Source organism: Photobacterium sp. CCB-ST2H9, assembly GCF_023151555.2.
Classification (GTDB): Bacteria; Pseudomonadota; Gammaproteobacteria; order Enterobacterales; family Vibrionaceae; genus Photobacterium.
This window is the reverse complement of record NZ_CP100425.1, coordinates 3,158,585-3,176,907: the sequence shown is the minus strand read 5'-3', so window position 1 is coordinate 3,176,907 and position 18,323 is coordinate 3,158,585. Positions and strand designations below refer to the sequence as shown.

The window sequence follows — 18,323 nt, the reverse complement described above, 5'->3', positions numbered from 1 at the left end:
GACAAGGAGTCAAGCGTGAGCGCACTACTGGAGTCTGTTTACCAGATTGCCCTGGAAGCCGGGCAAGTCATTATGGATTTCTATCACAGCAATGTTCAGGTTGAAGAAAAGGCAGACAGCAGCCCTGTGACGGAAGCGGATCTGGCCGCGAACGCAGTGATTGTTCGTCACTTGTCAGAACTGACCCCTGAGATCCCCATTCTTTCTGAAGAGTCGGCCCATACCGAATGGGAACAGCGTCAACACTGGGAATCCTTCTGGCTGGTGGATCCGCTGGACGGAACGAAAGAGTTCCTCCGCAGAAACGGAGAGTTCACCGTGAATATTGCATTAATAAAGCAGGGAAGGCCGGTACTGGCGGTTGTCCATGCGCCGGCGCTGGATAAATCCTGGCTGGGCGACAGTCATCAAGCCTGGATGCAAACAAAAGGCGGACGTGAACCGATCCGAACCAGAGAAGCAACCGTCCCGACAGTGGTCGGAAGCCGCTCTCATCCCAGCCCGGATATGGCTGACTTTTTGGAAAAGCTGGGCCAGCATAAGATGACGGAAGTGGGATCATCTCTGAAGTTCTGCCTGGTTGCTGAAGGACGGGCACAATTCTATCCGCGTTTGGGACCAACCATGATGTGGGATACCGCTGCAGGGCAGTGTATCGCAGAAAGTGCAGGCGCGAAGGTCACTTTATTGAACGACGCACCCCTGCAATATCATCGTGAGGAGTTGTTGAATCCTTTCTTTCTTGTTTCTTACAAGTAATCGACTCTGTCCGCCGGGTATCACGGCGGACTTTTTTGTATTGAACCTCTCCTTTATCAGTCTCTATATAGCGGGAATATCAGCATCTCTGGACTCGTACAAAACGCGTCGTCTTCTTTCTGTATACCGTTATTGCTGCTTTTCTGTGTTTTTTGGCTGGTTCGGGTTAAAAGATCGCCTTTCGTAATGAAATAATAAAAAAACACTTGCTGCATCTGAATTACGCCCTATAATGCCGCCTCACTGACAGGGCACGACAGTGTTTGAATAAGTTCTTCGTAACTTGTGTATAACTTGTGGTGAACTGAAAGGAGCGCAAAAATAGAGAAAAATCTGGTTGACAGTGTTTTTTCTTTTTGCAAAATGCGCATCTTCACTTGAGAGTTGATTCAAAGCTTTAAACTTTGATGTTTTCCTTGGTGAGGGCTTGGTTAAGAAGGTTTTTGAAAATTATTTTAAAAATAATTCTTGACTAAGAAAAAAGGCTCGGTATTATACGCAGCCTCTGACCAACGAGATAAACGTTGAGTCAACGTTCTTTAACAATTTGACCATGCAATCTGTGTGGGCACTCGACAATGATACAGTCAAAAAGATTTTATCAGTGAACTGAGTGACCAAATCGAAAGTTCTTTCATTAGAGCTTCGGCACAGTCAATTTATCAGTAATCACTGAGCCGCTTTTCTTCGGAAAGGCAACAAAATTCTAATTGAAGAGTTTGATCATGGCTCAGATTGAACGCTGGCGGCAGGCCTAACACATGCAAGTCGAGCGGCAGCGACATGACTGAACCTTCGGGGGACGTCCTGGGCGGCGAGCGGCGGACGGGTGAGTAATGCCTGGGAACATGCCTTAGTGTGGGGGATAACCATTGGAAACGATGGCTAATACCGCATAATCTCTACGGAGCAAAGCGGGGGACCTTCGGGCCTCGCGCGCTAAGATTGGCCCAGGTGGGATTAGCTAGTAGGTGGGGTAACGGCTCACCTAGGCGACGATCCCTAGCTGGTCTGAGAGGATGATCAGCCACACTGGAACTGAGACACGGTCCAGACTCCTACGGGAGGCAGCAGTGGGGAATATTGCACAATGGGGGAAACCCTGATGCAGCCATGCCGCGTGTGTGAAGAAGGCCTTCGGGTTGTAAAGCACTTTCAGCAGTGAGGAAGGGGTGAGTATTAACAGTGCTCATCCTTGACGTTAGCTGCAGAAGAAGCACCGGCTAACTCCGTGCCAGCAGCCGCGGTAATACGGAGGGTGCGAGCGTTAATCGGAATTACTGGGCGTAAAGCGCATGCAGGCGGCGTGTTAAGCCAGATGTGAAAGCCCGGGGCTCAACCTCGGAATCGCATTTGGAACTGGCATGCTAGAGTCTTGTAGAGGGGGGTAGAATTTCAGGTGTAGCGGTGAAATGCGTAGAGATCTGAAGGAATACCGGTGGCGAAGGCGGCCCCCTGGACAAAGACTGACGCTCAGATGCGAAAGCGTGGGGAGCAAACAGGATTAGATACCCTGGTAGTCCACGCCGTAAACGATGTCTACTTGGAGGTTGGTGTCTTGAACACTGGCTTTCGGAGCTAACGCGTTAAGTAGACCGCCTGGGGAGTACGGTCGCAAGATTAAAACTCAAATGAATTGACGGGGGCCCGCACAAGCGGTGGAGCATGTGGTTTAATTCGATGCAACGCGAAGAACCTTACCTACTCTTGACATCCAGAGAACTTAGCAGAGATGCTTTGGTGCCTTCGGGAACTCTGAGACAGGTGCTGCATGGCTGTCGTCAGCTCGTGTTGTGAAATGTTGGGTTAAGTCCCGCAACGAGCGCAACCCTTATCCTTGTTTGCCAGCACTTCGGGTGGGAACTCCAGGGAGACTGCCGGTGATAAACCGGAGGAAGGTGGGGACGACGTCAAGTCATCATGGCCCTTACGAGTAGGGCTACACACGTGCTACAATGGCGTATACAGAGGGCTGCCAACTAGCGATAGTGAGCGAATCCCACAAAGTACGTCGTAGTCCGGATTGGAGTCTGCAACTCGACTCCATGAAGTCGGAATCGCTAGTAATCGTGGATCAGAATGCCACGGTGAATACGTTCCCGGGCCTTGTACACACCGCCCGTCACACCATGGGAGTGGGCTGCACCAGAAGTAGATAGCTTAACCTTCGGGAGGGCGTTTACCACGGTGTGGTTCATGACTGGGGTGAAGTCGTAACAAGGTAGCCCTAGGGGAACCTGGGGCTGGATCACCTCCTTACCTAAAGACTGCGTTGTTGACGCAGTGTCCACACAGATTGCTTGGTGAAATCGTTCAAAGAAAAGCAGAAAGCCTTAATGAATGGCATCCGCTATTGATTAAAGCTGTTTGCTTTAATGCTCTTTAACAATCTGGAAAGCTGACTAGTAAATTCAATCTTTGAGATTGAATCAACTGTTTCGAAAGAAACAGAGTTCTCAAGCAAAACACATTCAAGTGTCTTGTATTTTTTGTCTTCACTTTTCAAAAGTGAAAGCAAAGTGAGTCCGGCGAAACAAATCAAACCTTGGTTGTTTGAACATACGAAACCTCTTGGGGTTGTATGGTTAAGTGACTAAGCGTACACGGTGGATGCCTGGGCAGTCAGAGGCGATGAAGGACGTACTAACTTGCGATAAGCGGTGATGAGGCAGTAAGAGCCACTTGAGTCACCGATTTCCGAATGGGGAAACCCAGCTGCATAAGCGGTTATCATCAGGTGAATACATAGCCTGGTGAGGCGAACCGGGGGAACTGAAACATCTAAGTACCCCGAGGAAGAGAAATCAACCGAGATTCCGGCAGTAGCGGCGAGCGAAACCGGATTAGCCCTTAAGCGTTTTTTGTGTCAGGTGAAGGCTCTGGAAAGTGCCGCGATACAGGGTGACAGCCCCGTAACCGACGATACCTTAAACGTGAAAACGAGTAGGACGGGACACGTGTTATCTTGTCTGAAGATGGGGGGACCATCCTCCAAGGCTAAATACTCCTGACTGACCGATAGTGAACCAGTACCGTGAGGGAAAGGCGAAAAGAACCCCTGTGAGGGGAGTGAAAAAGAACCTGAAACCGTGTACGTACAAGCAGTAGGAGCCCTTCGGGGTGACTGCGTACCTTTTGTATAATGGGTCAGCGACTTAATTTCAGTAGCAAGGTTAACCGTATAGGGGAGCCGTAGGGAAACCGAGTCTTAACTGGGCGTGCAGTTGCTGGGATTAGACCCGAAACCAGGTGATCTAGCCATGGGCAGGTTGAAGGTGAGGTAACACTTACTGGAGGACCGAACCGACTAATGTTGAAAAATTAGCGGATGACTTGTGGCTAGGGGTGAAAGGCCAATCAAACCTGGAGATAGCTGGTTCTCCCCGAAAGCTATTTAGGTAGCGCCTCGGACGAATACTACTGGGGGTAGAGCACTGTTAAGGCTAGGGGGTCATCCCGACTTACCAACCCTTTGCAAACTCCGAATACCAGTAAGTACTATCCGGGAGACACACGGCGGGTGCTAACGTCCGTCGTGGAGAGGGAAACAACCCAGACCGCCAGCTAAGGTCCCAAAGTATCACTAAGTGGGAAACGATGTGGGAAGGCTCAGACAGCCAGGATGTTGGCTTAGAAGCAGCCATCATTTAAAGAAAGCGTAATAGCTCACTGGTCGAGTCGGCCTGCGCGGAAGATTTAACGGGGCTAAGTGATACACCGAAGCTGCGGCAATGCGATTTATCGTATTGGGTAGGGGAGCGTTCTGTAAGCGGCTGAAGGTGTGCTGTAAGGCATGCTGGACGTATCAGAAGTGCGAATGCTGACATGAGTAACGACAAGGGGGGTGAAAAACCTCCCCGCCGGAAGACCAAGGGTTCCTGTCCAACGTTAATCGGGGCAGGGTAAGTCGACCCCTAAGGCGAGGCCGAAAGGCGTAGTCGATGGGAAACGGGTTAATATTCCCGTACTTCTTACTATTGCGATGGGGGGACGGAGAAGGCTAGGTGGGCCAGGCGACGGTTGTCCTGGTTCAAGGGTGTAGGCTGATGGTTTAGGCAAATCCGGACCATCTCAAGGCTGAGACCCGATGTCGAGTCACTACGGTGATGAAGTCATTGATGCCATGCTTCCGGGAAAAGCCTCTAAGCTTCAGATAGTAAGGAATCGTACCCCAAACCGACACAGGTGGTCGGGTAGAGAATACCAAGGCGCTTGAGAGAACTCGGGTGAAGGAACTAGGCAAAATGGTACCGTAACTTCGGGAGAAGGTACGCTGCCGGCGGTGAAGAGACTTGCTCTTGGAGCTGCTGGCAGTCGCAGATACCAGGTGGCTGCAACTGTTTATTAAAAACACAGCACTGTGCAAAATCGAAAGATGACGTATACGGTGTGACGCCTGCCCGGTGCCGGAAGGTTAATTGATGGGGTTATCTTCGGAGAAGCTCTTGATCGAAGCCCCGGTAAACGGCGGCCGTAACTATAACGGTCCTAAGGTAGCGAAATTCCTTGTCGGGTAAGTTCCGACCTGCACGAATGGCGTAATGATGGCCACGCTGTCTCCACCCGAGACTCAGTGAAATTGAAATCGCAGTGAAGATGCTGCGTACCCGCGGCTAGACGGAAAGACCCCGTGAACCTTTACTACAGCTTGGCACTGAACATTGACCCTACATGTGTAGGATAGGTGGGAGGCTTCGAAGCAGGTACGCCAGTATCTGTGGAGCCGTCCTTGAAATACCACCCTTGTAGTGTTGATGTTCTAACGTCGCCCCGTTATCCGGGGTGCGGACAGTGCCTGGTGGGTAGTTTGACTGGGGCGGTCTCCTCCCAAAGCGTAACGGAGGAGCACGAAGGTGGGCTAATCACGGTCGGACATCGTGAGGTTAGTGCAATGGCATAAGCCCGCTTAACTGCGAGAATGACGGTTCGAGCAGGTGCGAAAGCAGGTCATAGTGATCCGGTGGTTCTGAATGGAAGGGCCATCGCTCAACGGATAAAAGGTACTCCGGGGATAACAGGCTGATACCGCCCAAGAGTTCATATCGACGGCGGTGTTTGGCACCTCGATGTCGGCTCATCACATCCTGGGGCTGAAGTCGGTCCCAAGGGTATGGCTGTTCGCCATTTAAAGTGGTACGCGAGCTGGGTTTAGAACGTCGTGAGACAGTTCGGTCCCTATCTGCCGTGGGCGCTGGATGATTGAAGGGAGTTGCTCCTAGTACGAGAGGACCGGAGTGAACGAACCGCTGGTGTTCGGGTTGTGTCGCCAGACGCATTGCCCGGTAGCTAAGTTCGGAACAGATAACCGCTGAAAGCATCTAAGCGGGAAGCTGGCCCTGAGATGAGTCATCCCTGAGACTTTGAGTCTCCTGAAGGGCTGTTCGAGACTAGAACGTTGATAGGCAGGGTGTGTAAGCGTTGTGAGGCGCTCAGCTAACCTGTACTAATTGCCCGTGAGGCTTAACCATACAACACCCAAGGGGTTTTAAGTACGGACTCCATGAGCACTTGAATGATGTGCTGAGAACTTTAGTCAGATTTTTCCGAGATTGTTGAACAAATTTTGCCTGGCGACCATAGCGCTGTGGAACCACCTGATCCCATGCCGAACTCAGACGTGAAACGCAGCAGCGCCGATGGTAGTGTGGGGTCTCCCCATGTGAGAGTAGGACATCGCCAGGTGCTCTCTTCGAAAAGCCCGTCGCGGACGGGCTTTTTCTTCGCTCCGGAGTGAATGCTTCGTGAGCGGAGTCAACACAGAGTTTTTGCTTTTTGACCGGTCGCGGACCGGGACGAAAAAAGATGAAAATTTTGTCTTGACTTCAACGGAGGGAAGCGTAATATACGCGTCCTGACTTGCTGAAGCGAAACGCGCTAAAGCATTGAAAGTCAACGTTCTTTAACAATTTGACCATGCAATCTGTGTGGGCACTCGACAATGATACAGTCAAAAAGATTTTATCAGTGAACTGAGTGACCAAATCGAAAGTTCTTTTATTAGAGCTTCGGCACAGTCAATTTATCAGTAATCACTGAGCCGCTTTTCTTCGGAAAGGCAACAAAATTCTAATTGAAGAGTTTGATCATGGCTCAGATTGAACGCTGGCGGCAGGCCTAACACATGCAAGTCGAGCGGCAGCGACATGACTGAACCTTCGGGGGACGTTATGGGCGGCGAGCGGCGGACGGGTGAGTAATGCCTGGGAACATGCCTTAGTGTGGGGGATAACCATTGGAAACGATGGCTAATACCGCATAATCTCTACGGAGCAAAGCGGGGGACCTTCGGGCCTCGCGCGCTAAGATTGGCCCAGGTGGGATTAGCTAGTAGGTGGGGTAACGGCTCACCTAGGCGACGATCCCTAGCTGGTCTGAGAGGATGATCAGCCACACTGGAACTGAGACACGGTCCAGACTCCTACGGGAGGCAGCAGTGGGGAATATTGCACAATGGGGGAAACCCTGATGCAGCCATGCCGCGTGTGTGAAGAAGGCCTTCGGGTTGTAAAGCACTTTCAGCAGTGAGGAAGGGGTGAGTATTAATAGTGCTCATCCTTGACGTTAGCTGCAGAAGAAGCACCGGCTAACTCCGTGCCAGCAGCCGCGGTAATACGGAGGGTGCGAGCGTTAATCGGAATTACTGGGCGTAAAGCGCATGCAGGCGGCGTGTTAAGCCAGATGTGAAAGCCCGGGGCTCAACCTCGGAATCGCATTTGGAACTGGCATGCTAGAGTCTTGTAGAGGGGGGTAGAATTTCAGGTGTAGCGGTGAAATGCGTAGAGATCTGAAGGAATACCGGTGGCGAAGGCGGCCCCCTGGACAAAGACTGACGCTCAGATGCGAAAGCGTGGGGAGCAAACAGGATTAGATACCCTGGTAGTCCACGCCGTAAACGATGTCTACTTGGAGGTTGGTGTCTTGAACACTGGCTTTCGGAGCTAACGCGTTAAGTAGACCGCCTGGGGAGTACGGTCGCAAGATTAAAACTCAAATGAATTGACGGGGGCCCGCACAAGCGGTGGAGCATGTGGTTTAATTCGATGCAACGCGAAGAACCTTACCTACTCTTGACATCCAGAGAACTTAGCAGAGATGCTTTGGTGCCTTCGGGAACTCTGAGACAGGTGCTGCATGGCTGTCGTCAGCTCGTGTTGTGAAATGTTGGGTTAAGTCCCGCAACGAGCGCAACCCTTATCCTTGTTTGCCAGCACTTCGGGTGGGAACTCCAGGGAGACTGCCGGTGATAAACCGGAGGAAGGTGGGGACGACGTCAAGTCATCATGGCCCTTACGAGTAGGGCTACACACGTGCTACAATGGCGTATACAGAGGGCTGCCAACTAGCGATAGTGAGCGAATCCCACAAAGTACGTCGTAGTCCGGATTGGAGTCTGCAACTCGACTCCATGAAGTCGGAATCGCTAGTAATCGTGGATCAGAATGCCACGGTGAATACGTTCCCGGGCCTTGTACACACCGCCCGTCACACCATGGGAGTGGGCTGCACCAGAAGTAGATAGCTTAACCTTCGGGAGGGCGTTTACCACGGTGTGGTTCATGACTGGGGTGAAGTCGTAACAAGGTAGCCCTAGGGGAACCTGGGGCTGGATCACCTCCTTACCTAAAGACTGCGTTGTTTCGCAGTGTCCACACAGATTGCCTGGTTAAAATGTAAAGAGCGCAAGAGAAGGGTCTGTAGCTCAGGTGGTTAGAGCGCACCCCTGATAAGGGTGAGGTCGGTGGTTCAAGTCCACTCAGACCCACCACTGTTTTCCCAAACACAGTGGTTGAACACTCTTGCAAAACTCGATGGGGCTATAGCTCAGCTGGGAGAGCGCCTGCCTTGCACGCAGGAGGTCAGCAGTTCGATCCTGCTTAGCTCCACCACTCTTTAAGGGTTTTCCCCGAGAATCTTTAGAAAGTGGTTATCTGTCGATAATTCACACTGCTCTTTAACAATCTGGAAAGCTGACTAGTAAATTCAATCTTTGAGATTGAATCAAACTGTTTCGAAAGAAACAGAGTTCTCAAGCAAAACACATTCAAGTGTCTTGTGTAAGAAGAGTCCGGCGAAACAAATCAAACCTTGGTTGTTTGAACATACGAAACCTCTTGGGGTTGTATGGTTAAGTGACTAAGCGTACACGGTGGATGCCTGGGCAGTCAGAGGCGATGAAGGACGTACTAACTTGCGATAAGCGGTGATGAGGCAGTAAGAGCCACTTGAGTCACCGATTTCCGAATGGGGAAACCCAGCCGCATAAGCGGTTATCATCAGGTGAATACATAGCCTGATGAGGCGAACCGGGGGAACTGAAACATCTAAGTACCCCGAGGAAGAGAAATCAACCGAGATTCCGGCAGTAGCGGCGAGCGAAACCGGATTAGCCCTTAAGCGTTTTTTGTGTCAGGTGAAGGCTCTGGAAAGTGCCGCGATACAGGGTGACAGCCCCGTAACCGACGATACCTTAAACGTGAAAACGAGTAGGACGGGACACGTGTTATCTTGTCTGAAGATGGGGGGACCATCCTCCAAGGCTAAATACTCCTGACTGACCGATAGTGAACCAGTACCGTGAGGGAAAGGCGAAAAGAACCCCTGTGAGGGGAGTGAAAAAGAACCTGAAACCGTGTACGTACAAGCAGTAGGAGCCCTTCGGGGTGACTGCGTACCTTTTGTATAATGGGTCAGCGACTTAATTTCAGTAGCAAGGTTAACCGTATAGGGGAGCCGTAGGGAAACCGAGTCTTAACTGGGCGTGCAGTTGCTGGGATTAGACCCGAAACCAGGTGATCTAGCCATGGGCAGGTTGAAGGTGAGGTAACACTTACTGGAGGACCGAACCGACTAATGTTGAAAAATTAGCGGATGACTTGTGGCTAGGGGTGAAAGGCCAATCAAACCTGGAGATAGCTGGTTCTCCCCGAAAGCTATTTAGGTAGCGCCTCGGACGAATACTACTGGGGGTAGAGCACTGTTAAGGCTAGGGGGTCATCCCGACTTACCAACCCTTTGCAAACTCCGAATACCAGTAAGTACTATCCGGGAGACACACGGCGGGTGCTAACGTCCGTCGTGGAGAGGGAAACAACCCAGACCGCCAGCTAAGGTCCCAAAGTATCACTAAGTGGGAAACGATGTGGGAAGGCTCAGACAGCCAGGATGTTGGCTTAGAAGCAGCCATCATTTAAAGAAAGCGTAATAGCTCACTGGTCGAGTCGGCCTGCGCGGAAGATTTAACGGGGCTAAGTGATACACCGAAGCTGCGGCAATGCGATTTATCGTATTGGGTAGGGGAGCGTTCTGTAAGCGGCTGAAGGTGTGCTGTAAGGCATGCTGGACGTATCAGAAGTGCGAATGCTGACATGAGTAACGACAAGGGGGGTGAAAAACCTCCCCGCCGGAAGACCAAGGGTTCCTGTCCAACGTTAATCGGGGCAGGGTAAGTCGACCCCTAAGGCGAGGCCGAAAGGCGTAGTCGATGGGAAACGGGTTAATATTCCCGTACTTCTTACTATTGCGATGGGGGGACGGAGAAGGCTAGGTGGGCCAGGCGACGGTTGTCCTGGTTCAAGGGTGTAGGCTGATGGTTTAGGCAAATCCGGACCATCTCAAGGCTGAGACCCGATGTCGAGTCACTACGGTGATGAAGTCATTGATGCCATGCTTCCGGGAAAAGCCTCTAAGCTTCAGATAGTAAGGAATCGTACCCCAAACCGACACAGGTGGTCGGGTAGAGAATACCAAGGCGCTTGAGAGAACTCGGGTGAAGGAACTAGGCAAAATGGTACCGTAACTTCGGGAGAAGGTACGCTGCCGGCGGTGAAGAGACTTGCTCTTGGAGCTGCTGGCAGTCGCAGATACCAGGTGGCTGCAACTGTTTATTAAAAACACAGCACTGTGCAAAATCGAAAGATGACGTATACGGTGTGACGCCTGCCCGGTGCCGGAAGGTTAATTGATGGGGTTATCTTCGGAGAAGCTCTTGATCGAAGCCCCGGTAAACGGCGGCCGTAACTATAACGGTCCTAAGGTAGCGAAATTCCTTGTCGGGTAAGTTCCGACCTGCACGAATGGCGTAATGATGGCCACGCTGTCTCCACCCGAGACTCAGTGAAATTGAAATCGCAGTGAAGATGCTGCGTACCCGCGGCTAGACGGAAAGACCCCGTGAACCTTTACTACAGCTTGGCACTGAACATTGACCCTACATGTGTAGGATAGGTGGGAGGCTTCGAAGCAGGTACGCCAGTATCTGTGGAGCCGTCCTTGAAATACCACCCTTGTAGTGTTGATGTTCTAACGTCGCCCCGTTATCCGGGGTGCGGACAGTGCCTGGTGGGTAGTTTGACTGGGGCGGTCTCCTCCCAAAGCGTAACGGAGGAGCACGAAGGTGGGCTAATCACGGTCGGACATCGTGAGGTTAGTGCAATGGCATAAGCCCGCTTAACTGCGAGAATGACGGTTCGAGCAGGTGCGAAAGCAGGTCATAGTGATCCGGTGGTTCTGAATGGAAGGGCCATCGCTCAACGGATAAAAGGTACTCCGGGGATAACAGGCTGATACCGCCCAAGAGTTCATATCGACGGCGGTGTTTGGCACCTCGATGTCGGCTCATCACATCCTGGGGCTGAAGTCGGTCCCAAGGGTATGGCTGTTCGCCATTTAAAGTGGTACGCGAGCTGGGTTTAGAACGTCGTGAGACAGTTCGGTCCCTATCTGCCGTGGGCGCTGGATGATTGAAGGGAGTTGCTCCTAGTACGAGAGGACCGGAGTGAACGAACCGCTGGTGTTCGGGTTGTGTCGCCAGACGCATTGCCCGGTAGCTAAGTTCGGAACAGATAACCGCTGAAAGCATCTAAGCGGGAAGCTGGCCCTGAGATGAGTCATCCCTGAGACTTTGAGTCTCCTGAAGGGCTGTTCGAGACTAGAACGTTGATAGGCAGGGTGTGTAAGCGTTGTGAGGCGCTCAGCTAACCTGTACTAATTGCCCGTGAGGCTTAACCATACAACACCCAAGGGGTTTTAAGTACGGACTCCATGAGCACTTGAATGATGTGCTGAGAACTTTAGTCAGATTTTTCCGAGATTGTTGAACAAATTTTGCCTGGCGACCATAGCGCTGTGGAACCACCTGATCCCATGCCGAACTCAGACGTGAAACGCAGCAGCGCCGATGGTAGTGTGGGGTCTCCCCATGTGAGAGTAGGACATCGCCAGGCGCTCTCTTCGAAAAGCCCGTCGCGGACGGGCTTTTTCTTCGCTTCGGAGTGAATGCTTCGTGAGCGGAGTCAACACAGAGTTTTTGCTTTTTGACCGGTCGCGGACCGGGACGAAAAAAGATGAAAATTTTGTCTTGACTTCAAGGGAGGGAAGCGTAATATACGCGTCCTGACTTGCTGAAGCGAAACGCGCTAAAGCATTGAAAGTCAACGTTCTTTAACAATTTGACCATGCAATCTGTGTGGGCACTCGACAATGATGCAGTCAAAAGATTTTATCAGTGAACTGAGTGACCAATTGGTAGCACTTTTTCGAAAGGGTTACCGGCACAGTCAATTTATCAGTAATCACTGAGCCGCCTTTCTTCGGAAAGGCAACAAAATTCTAATTGAAGAGTTTGATCATGGCTCAGATTGAACGCTGGCGGCAGGCCTAACACATGCAAGTCGAGCGGCAGCGACATGACTGAACCTTCGGGGGACGTCATGGGCGGCGAGCGGCGGACGGGTGAGTAATGCCTGGGAACATGCCTTAGTGTGGGGGATAACCATTGGAAACGATGGCTAATACCGCATAATCTCTACGGAGCAAAGCGGGGGACCTTCGGGCCTCGCGCGCTAAGATTGGCCCAGGTGGGATTAGCTAGTAGGTGGGGTAACGGCTCACCTAGGCGACGATCCCTAGCTGGTCTGAGAGGATGATCAGCCACACTGGAACTGAGACACGGTCCAGACTCCTACGGGAGGCAGCAGTGGGGAATATTGCACAATGGGGGAAACCCTGATGCAGCCATGCCGCGTGTGTGAAGAAGGCCTTCGGGTTGTAAAGCACTTTCAGCAGTGAGGAAGGGGTGAGTATTAACAGTGCTCATCCTTGACGTTAGCTGCAGAAGAAGCACCGGCTAACTCCGTGCCAGCAGCCGCGGTAATACGGAGGGTGCGAGCGTTAATCGGAATTACTGGGCGTAAAGCGCATGCAGGCGGCGTGTTAAGCCAGATGTGAAAGCCCGGGGCTCAACCTCGGAATCGCATTTGGAACTGGCATGCTAGAGTCTTGTAGAGGGGGGTAGAATTTCAGGTGTAGCGGTGAAATGCGTAGAGATCTGAAGGAATACCGGTGGCGAAGGCGGCCCCCTGGACAAAGACTGACGCTCAGATGCGAAAGCGTGGGGAGCAAACAGGATTAGATACCCTGGTAGTCCACGCCGTAAACGATGTCTACTTGGAGGTTGGTGTCTTGAACACTGGCTTTCGGAGCTAACGCGTTAAGTAGACCGCCTGGGGAGTACGGTCGCAAGATTAAAACTCAAATGAATTGACGGGGGCCCGCACAAGCGGTGGAGCATGTGGTTTAATTCGATGCAACGCGAAGAACCTTACCTACTCTTGACATCCAGAGAACTTAGCAGAGATGCTTTGGTGCCTTCGGGAACTCTGAGACAGGTGCTGCATGGCTGTCGTCAGCTCGTGTTGTGAAATGTTGGGTTAAGTCCCGCAACGAGCGCAACCCTTATCCTTGTTTGCCAGCACTTCGGGTGGGAACTCCAGGGAGACTGCCGGTGATAAACCGGAGGAAGGTGGGGACGACGTCAAGTCATCATGGCCCTTACGAGTAGGGCTACACACGTGCTACAATGGCGTATACAGAGGGCTGCCAACTAGCGATAGTGAGCGAATCCCACAAAGTACGTCGTAGTCCGGATTGGAGTCTGCAACTCGACTCCATGAAGTCGGAATCGCTAGTAATCGTGGATCAGAATGCCACGGTGAATACGTTCCCGGGCCTTGTACACACCGCCCGTCACACCATGGGAGTGGGCTGCACCAGAAGTAGATAGCTTAACCTTCGGGAGGGCGTTTACCACGGTGTGGTTCATGACTGGGGTGAAGTCGTAACAAGGTAGCCCTAGGGGAACCTGGGGCTGGATCACCTCCTTACCTAAAGACTGCGTTGTTATCGCAGTGTCCACACAGATTGCCTGGTCGAAATGTAGAGAGCCACTGGTGCTGCCCAACAGCATCAGTACGAATTAGAAGTCCCATTCGTCTAGAGGCCTAGGACACCGCCCTTTCACGGCGGTAACAGGGGTTCGACTCCCCTATGGGACGCCACGGGTCGTTAGCTCAGTTGGTAGAGCAGTTGACTTTTAATCAATTGGTCGCAGGTTCGAATCCTGCACGACCCACCATTCCTGCCACGGGAATGTAAAACTCCGTGGGCGATTAGCTCAGTTGGGAGAGCACCTCCCTTACAAGGAGGGGGTCACTGGTTCGAGCCCGGTATCGCCCACCACTCTCTAAGTACTTTTCTGCACGGATTGGCAGATTCAATAGCATTATGTTGTTGGATCGATTTCGCGTCGTTGAAAGTCTTTAGAAAGTGAAGTTCGTCGCAAGATAAACAACACAATGCTCTTTAACAATCTGGAAAGCTGACTAGTAAATTCAATCTTTGAGATTGAATCAAACTGTTTCGAAAGAAACAGAGTTCTCAAGCAAAACACATTCAAGTGTCTTGTGTAAGAAGAGTCCGGCGAAACAAATCAAACCTTGGTTGTTTGAACATACGAAACCTCTTGGGGTTGTATGGTTAAGTGACTAAGCGTACACGGTGGATGCCTGGGCAGTCAGAGGCGATGAAGGACGTACTAACTTGCGATAAGCGGTGATGAGGCAGTAAGAGCCACTTGAGTCACCGATTTCCGAATGGGGAAACCCAGCCGCATAAGCGGTTATCATCAGGTGAATACATAGCCTGGTGAGGCGAACCGGGGGAACTGAAACATCTAAGTACCCCGAGGAAGAGAAATCAACCGAGATTCCGGCAGTAGCGGCGAGCGAAACCGGATTAGCCCTTAAGCGTTTTTTGTGTCAGGTGAAGGCTCTGGAAAGTGCCGCGATACAGGGTGACAGCCCCGTAACCGACGATGCCTTAAACGTGAAAACGAGTAGGACGGGACACGTGTTATCTTGTCTGAAGATGGGGGGACCATCCTCCAAGGCTAAATACTCCTGACTGACCGATAGTGAACCAGTACCGTGAGGGAAAGGCGAAAAGAACCCCTGTGAGGGGAGTGAAAAAGAACCTGAAACCGTGTACGTACAAGCAGTAGGAGCCCTTCGGGGTGACTGCGTACCTTTTGTATAATGGGTCAGCGACTTAATTTCAGTAGCAAGGTTAACCGTATAGGGGAGCCGTAGGGAAACCGAGTCTTAACTGGGCGTGCAGTTGCTGGGATTAGACCCGAAACCAGGTGATCTAGCCATGGGCAGGTTGAAGGTGAGGTAACACTTACTGGAGGACCGAACCGACTAATGTTGAAAAATTAGCGGATGACTTGTGGCTAGGGGTGAAAGGCCAATCAAACCTGGAGATAGCTGGTTCTCCCCGAAAGCTATTTAGGTAGCGCCTCGGACGAATACTACTGGGGGTAGAGCACTGTTAAGGCTAGGGGGTCATCCCGACTTACCAACCCTTTGCAAACTCCGAATACCAGTAAGTACTATCCGGGAGACACACGGCGGGTGCTAACGTCCGTCGTGGAGAGGGAAACAACCCAGACCGCCAGCTAAGGTCCCAAAGTATCACTAAGTGGGAAACGATGTGGGAAGGCTCAGACAGCCAGGATGTTGGCTTAGAAGCAGCCATCATTTAAAGAAAGCGTAATAGCTCACTGGTCGAGTCGGCCTGCGCGGAAGATTTAACGGGGCTAAGTGATACACCGAAGCTGCGGCAATGCGATTTATCGTATTGGGTAGGGGAGCGTTCTGTAAGCGGCTGAAGGTGTGCTGTAAGGCATGCTGGACGTATCAGAAGTGCGAATGCTGACATGAGTAACGACAAGGGGGGTGAAAAACCTCCCCGCCGGAAGACCAAGGGTTCCTGTCCAACGTTAATCGGGGCAGGGTAAGTCGACCCCTAAGGCGAGGCCGAAAGGCGTAGTCGATGGGAAACGGGTTAATATTCCCGTACTTCTTACTATTGCGATGGGGGGACGGAGAAGGCTAGGTGGGCCAGGCGACGGTTGTCCTGGTTCAAGGGTGTAGGCTGATGGTTTAGGCAAATCCGGACCATCTCAAGGCTGAGACCCGATGTCGAGTCACTACGGTGATGAAGTCATTGATGCCATGCTTCCGGGAAAAGCCTCTAAGCTTCAGATAGTAAGGAATCGTACCCCAAACCGACACAGGTGGTCGGGTAGAGAATACCAAGGCGCTTGAGAGAACTCGGGTGAAGGAACTAGGCAAAATGGTACCGTAACTTCGGGAGAAGGTACGCTGCCGGCGGTGAAGAGACTTGCTCTTGGAGCTGCTGGCAGTCGCAGATACCAGGTGGCTGCAACTGTTTATTAAAAACACAGCACTGTGCAAAATCGAAAGATGACGTATACGGTGTGACGCCTGCCCGGTGCCGGAAGGTTAATTGATGGGGTTATCTTCGGAGAAGCTCTTGATCGAAGCCCCGGTAAACGGCGGCCGTAACTATAACGGTCCTAAGGTAGCGAAATTCCTTGTCGGGTAAGTTCCGACCTGCACGAATGGCGTAATGATGGCCACGCTGTCTCCACCCGAGACTCAGTGAAATTGAAATCGCAGTGAAGATGCTGCGTACCCGCGGCTAGACGGAAAGACCCCGTGAACCTTTACTACAGCTTGGCACTGAACATTGACCCTACATGTGTAGGATAGGTGGGAGGCTTCGAAGCAGGTACGCCAGTATCTGTGGAGCCGTCCTTGAAATACCACCCTTGTAGTGTTGATGTTCTAACGTCGCCCCGTTATCCGGGGTGCGGACAGTGCCTGGTGGGTAGTTTGACTGGGGCGGTCTCCTCCCAAAGCGTAACGGAGGAGCACGAAGGTGGGCTAATCACGGTCGGACATCGTGAGGTTAGTGCAATGGCATAAGCCCGCTTAACTGCGAGAATGACGGTTCGAGCAGGTGCGAAAGCAGGTCATAGTGATCCGGTGGTTCTGAATGGAAGGGCCATCGCTCAACGGATAAAAGGTACTCCGGGGATAACAGGCTGATACCGCCCAAGAGTTCATATCGACGGCGGTGTTTGGCACCTCGATGTCGGCTCATCACATCCTGGGGCTGAAGTCGGTCCCAAGGGTATGGCTGTTCGCCATTTAAAGTGGTACGCGAGCTGGGTTTAGAACGTCGTGAGACAGTTCGGTCCCTATCTGCCGTGGGCGCTGGATGATTGAAGGGAGTTGCTCCTAGTACGAGAGGACCGGAGTGAACGAACCGCTGGTGTTCGGGTTGTGTCGCCAGACGCATTGCCCGGTAGCTAAGTTCGGAACAGATAACCGCTGAAAGCATCTAAGCGGGAAGCTGGCCCTGAGATGAGTCATCCCTGAGACTTTGAGTCTCCTGAAGGGCTGTTCGAGACTAGAACGTTGATAGGCAGGGTGTGTAAGCGTTGTGAGGCGCTCAGCTAACCTGTACTAATTGCCCGTGAGGCTTAACCATACAACACCCAAGGGGTTTTAAGTACGGACTCCATGAGCACTTGAATGATGTGCTGAGAACTTAGTCAGATATTTCCGAGATTGTTGAACAAATTTTGCCTGGCGACCATAGCGCTGTGGAACCACCTGATCCCATGCCGAACTCAGACGTGAAACGCAGCAGCGCCGATGGTAGTGTGGGGTCTCCCCATGTGAGAGTAGGACATCGCCAGGCGCCCTATTTTGAAGTCAGATACTGTCTGGTTTCAGCCGTGTGGAGCGGTAGTTCAGTTGGTTAGAATACCGGCCTGTCACGCCGGGGGTCGCGGGTTCGAGTCCCGTCCGCTCCGCCACTTCTTAGAGAAACCCAGTCAGCAATGGCTGGGTTTTTTGCTATTCAGGGTTCTGATAATTTCTCACTGACGAAAAGCCTCAGACTAGGCGTCCCCGTCGAAAGAGTGGGGCTTTTTTACGTTTGGGATTTGATATCCGTCCTTCGGCCGGACGCCTCCCGGTTGTGTGAGATCCTAGGCGTTCCCCCATTCATTTCAGAGTCCAGAGTCTCAGGAGGCTCACCTCCGACCCAAAGCTGAGCTTTTGGCGATCAGAACTTGATGTTCATCCTTCGACGAAAGAACTCCGGCCAAGTACATCTGAAACCTTGATAAAGAAGCGATCTTCACGTGGCAATCTTTTGTGTTTGCTCAAAGTTCATAACGTCACTGTTATGACGAGTTGGTTCTGCTTTATAAAGAATGAATTGTGTCAGGATAACTTACAAGCGGCTTGATGAGTGTTCTTGCTCGTTTGTTTCGTTGGATACGTTCGATATGCCATCTAACTGGCTGTAAATCAGTGTGAAGCCAAGTAGTAGACCAAGAATAAGCGCAT

General features: G+C 51.8%; 1 protein-coding gene, 6 tRNA genes and 9 rRNA genes. All 16 read left to right on the top strand.

The features are described 5' to 3' along the window. Positions 1–15 precede the first annotated feature (15 nt). The 16 genes from cysQ (at position 16) to L4174_RS14470 (ending at position 17,785) form a co-directional block, all read left to right on the top strand. Complete coding sequence (gene cysQ / locus L4174_RS14545) at positions 16–759, top strand: 3'(2'),5'-bisphosphate nucleotidase CysQ (protein ID WP_248144880.1); 744 nt, start codon at positions 16–18, stop codon at positions 757–759. Between the two features lie 707 nt (positions 760–1,466). Beyond that, positions 1,467–3,018: ribosomal RNA gene (locus L4174_RS14540) — 16S ribosomal RNA — on the top strand. Between the two features lie 324 nt (positions 3,019–3,342). Continuing rightward, positions 3,343–6,227, top strand: a 23S ribosomal RNA gene (locus tag L4174_RS14535). Between the two features lie 98 nt (positions 6,228–6,325). After that, positions 6,326–6,441 (top strand): 5S ribosomal RNA (gene rrf, locus L4174_RS14530). Between the two features lie 385 nt (positions 6,442–6,826). Then, positions 6,827–8,378 (top strand): 16S ribosomal RNA (locus tag L4174_RS14525). Positions 8,379–8,447: 69 nt separating this feature from the next. Further along, positions 8,448–8,524 (top strand) — tRNA-Ile (locus tag L4174_RS14520). Between the two features lie 45 nt (positions 8,525–8,569). Beyond that, positions 8,570–8,645 (top strand) — tRNA-Ala (locus L4174_RS14515). A gap of 237 nt (positions 8,646–8,882) precedes the next feature. Further along, positions 8,883–11,767: ribosomal RNA gene (locus L4174_RS14510) — 23S ribosomal RNA — on the top strand. A 98-nt stretch (positions 11,768–11,865) separates the two neighbouring features. Then, positions 11,866–11,981, top strand: a 5S ribosomal RNA gene (gene rrf, locus L4174_RS14505). 386 nt (positions 11,982–12,367) lie between these two features. Then, positions 12,368–13,919: ribosomal RNA gene (locus L4174_RS14500) — 16S ribosomal RNA — on the top strand. Between the two features lie 98 nt (positions 13,920–14,017). Then, positions 14,018–14,093: transfer RNA gene (locus L4174_RS14495), tRNA-Glu, on the top strand. Between the two features lies 1 nt (position 14,094). Further along, positions 14,095–14,170 (top strand) — tRNA-Lys (locus tag L4174_RS14490). Positions 14,171–14,198: 28 nt separating this feature from the next. Continuing rightward, a tRNA-Val gene (locus L4174_RS14485) sits at positions 14,199–14,274 on the top strand. Between the two features lie 295 nt (positions 14,275–14,569). After that, positions 14,570–17,454, top strand: a 23S ribosomal RNA gene (locus tag L4174_RS14480). 97 nt (positions 17,455–17,551) lie between these two features. Continuing rightward, positions 17,552–17,667, top strand: a 5S ribosomal RNA gene (gene rrf, locus L4174_RS14475). The 16S, 23S and 5S rRNA genes sit together here with 6 tRNA genes alongside, the layout of an rRNA operon. 41 nt (positions 17,668–17,708) lie before the next feature. Continuing rightward, a tRNA-Asp gene (locus tag L4174_RS14470) sits at positions 17,709–17,785 on the top strand. Positions 17,786–18,323: the final 538 nt, after the last annotated feature.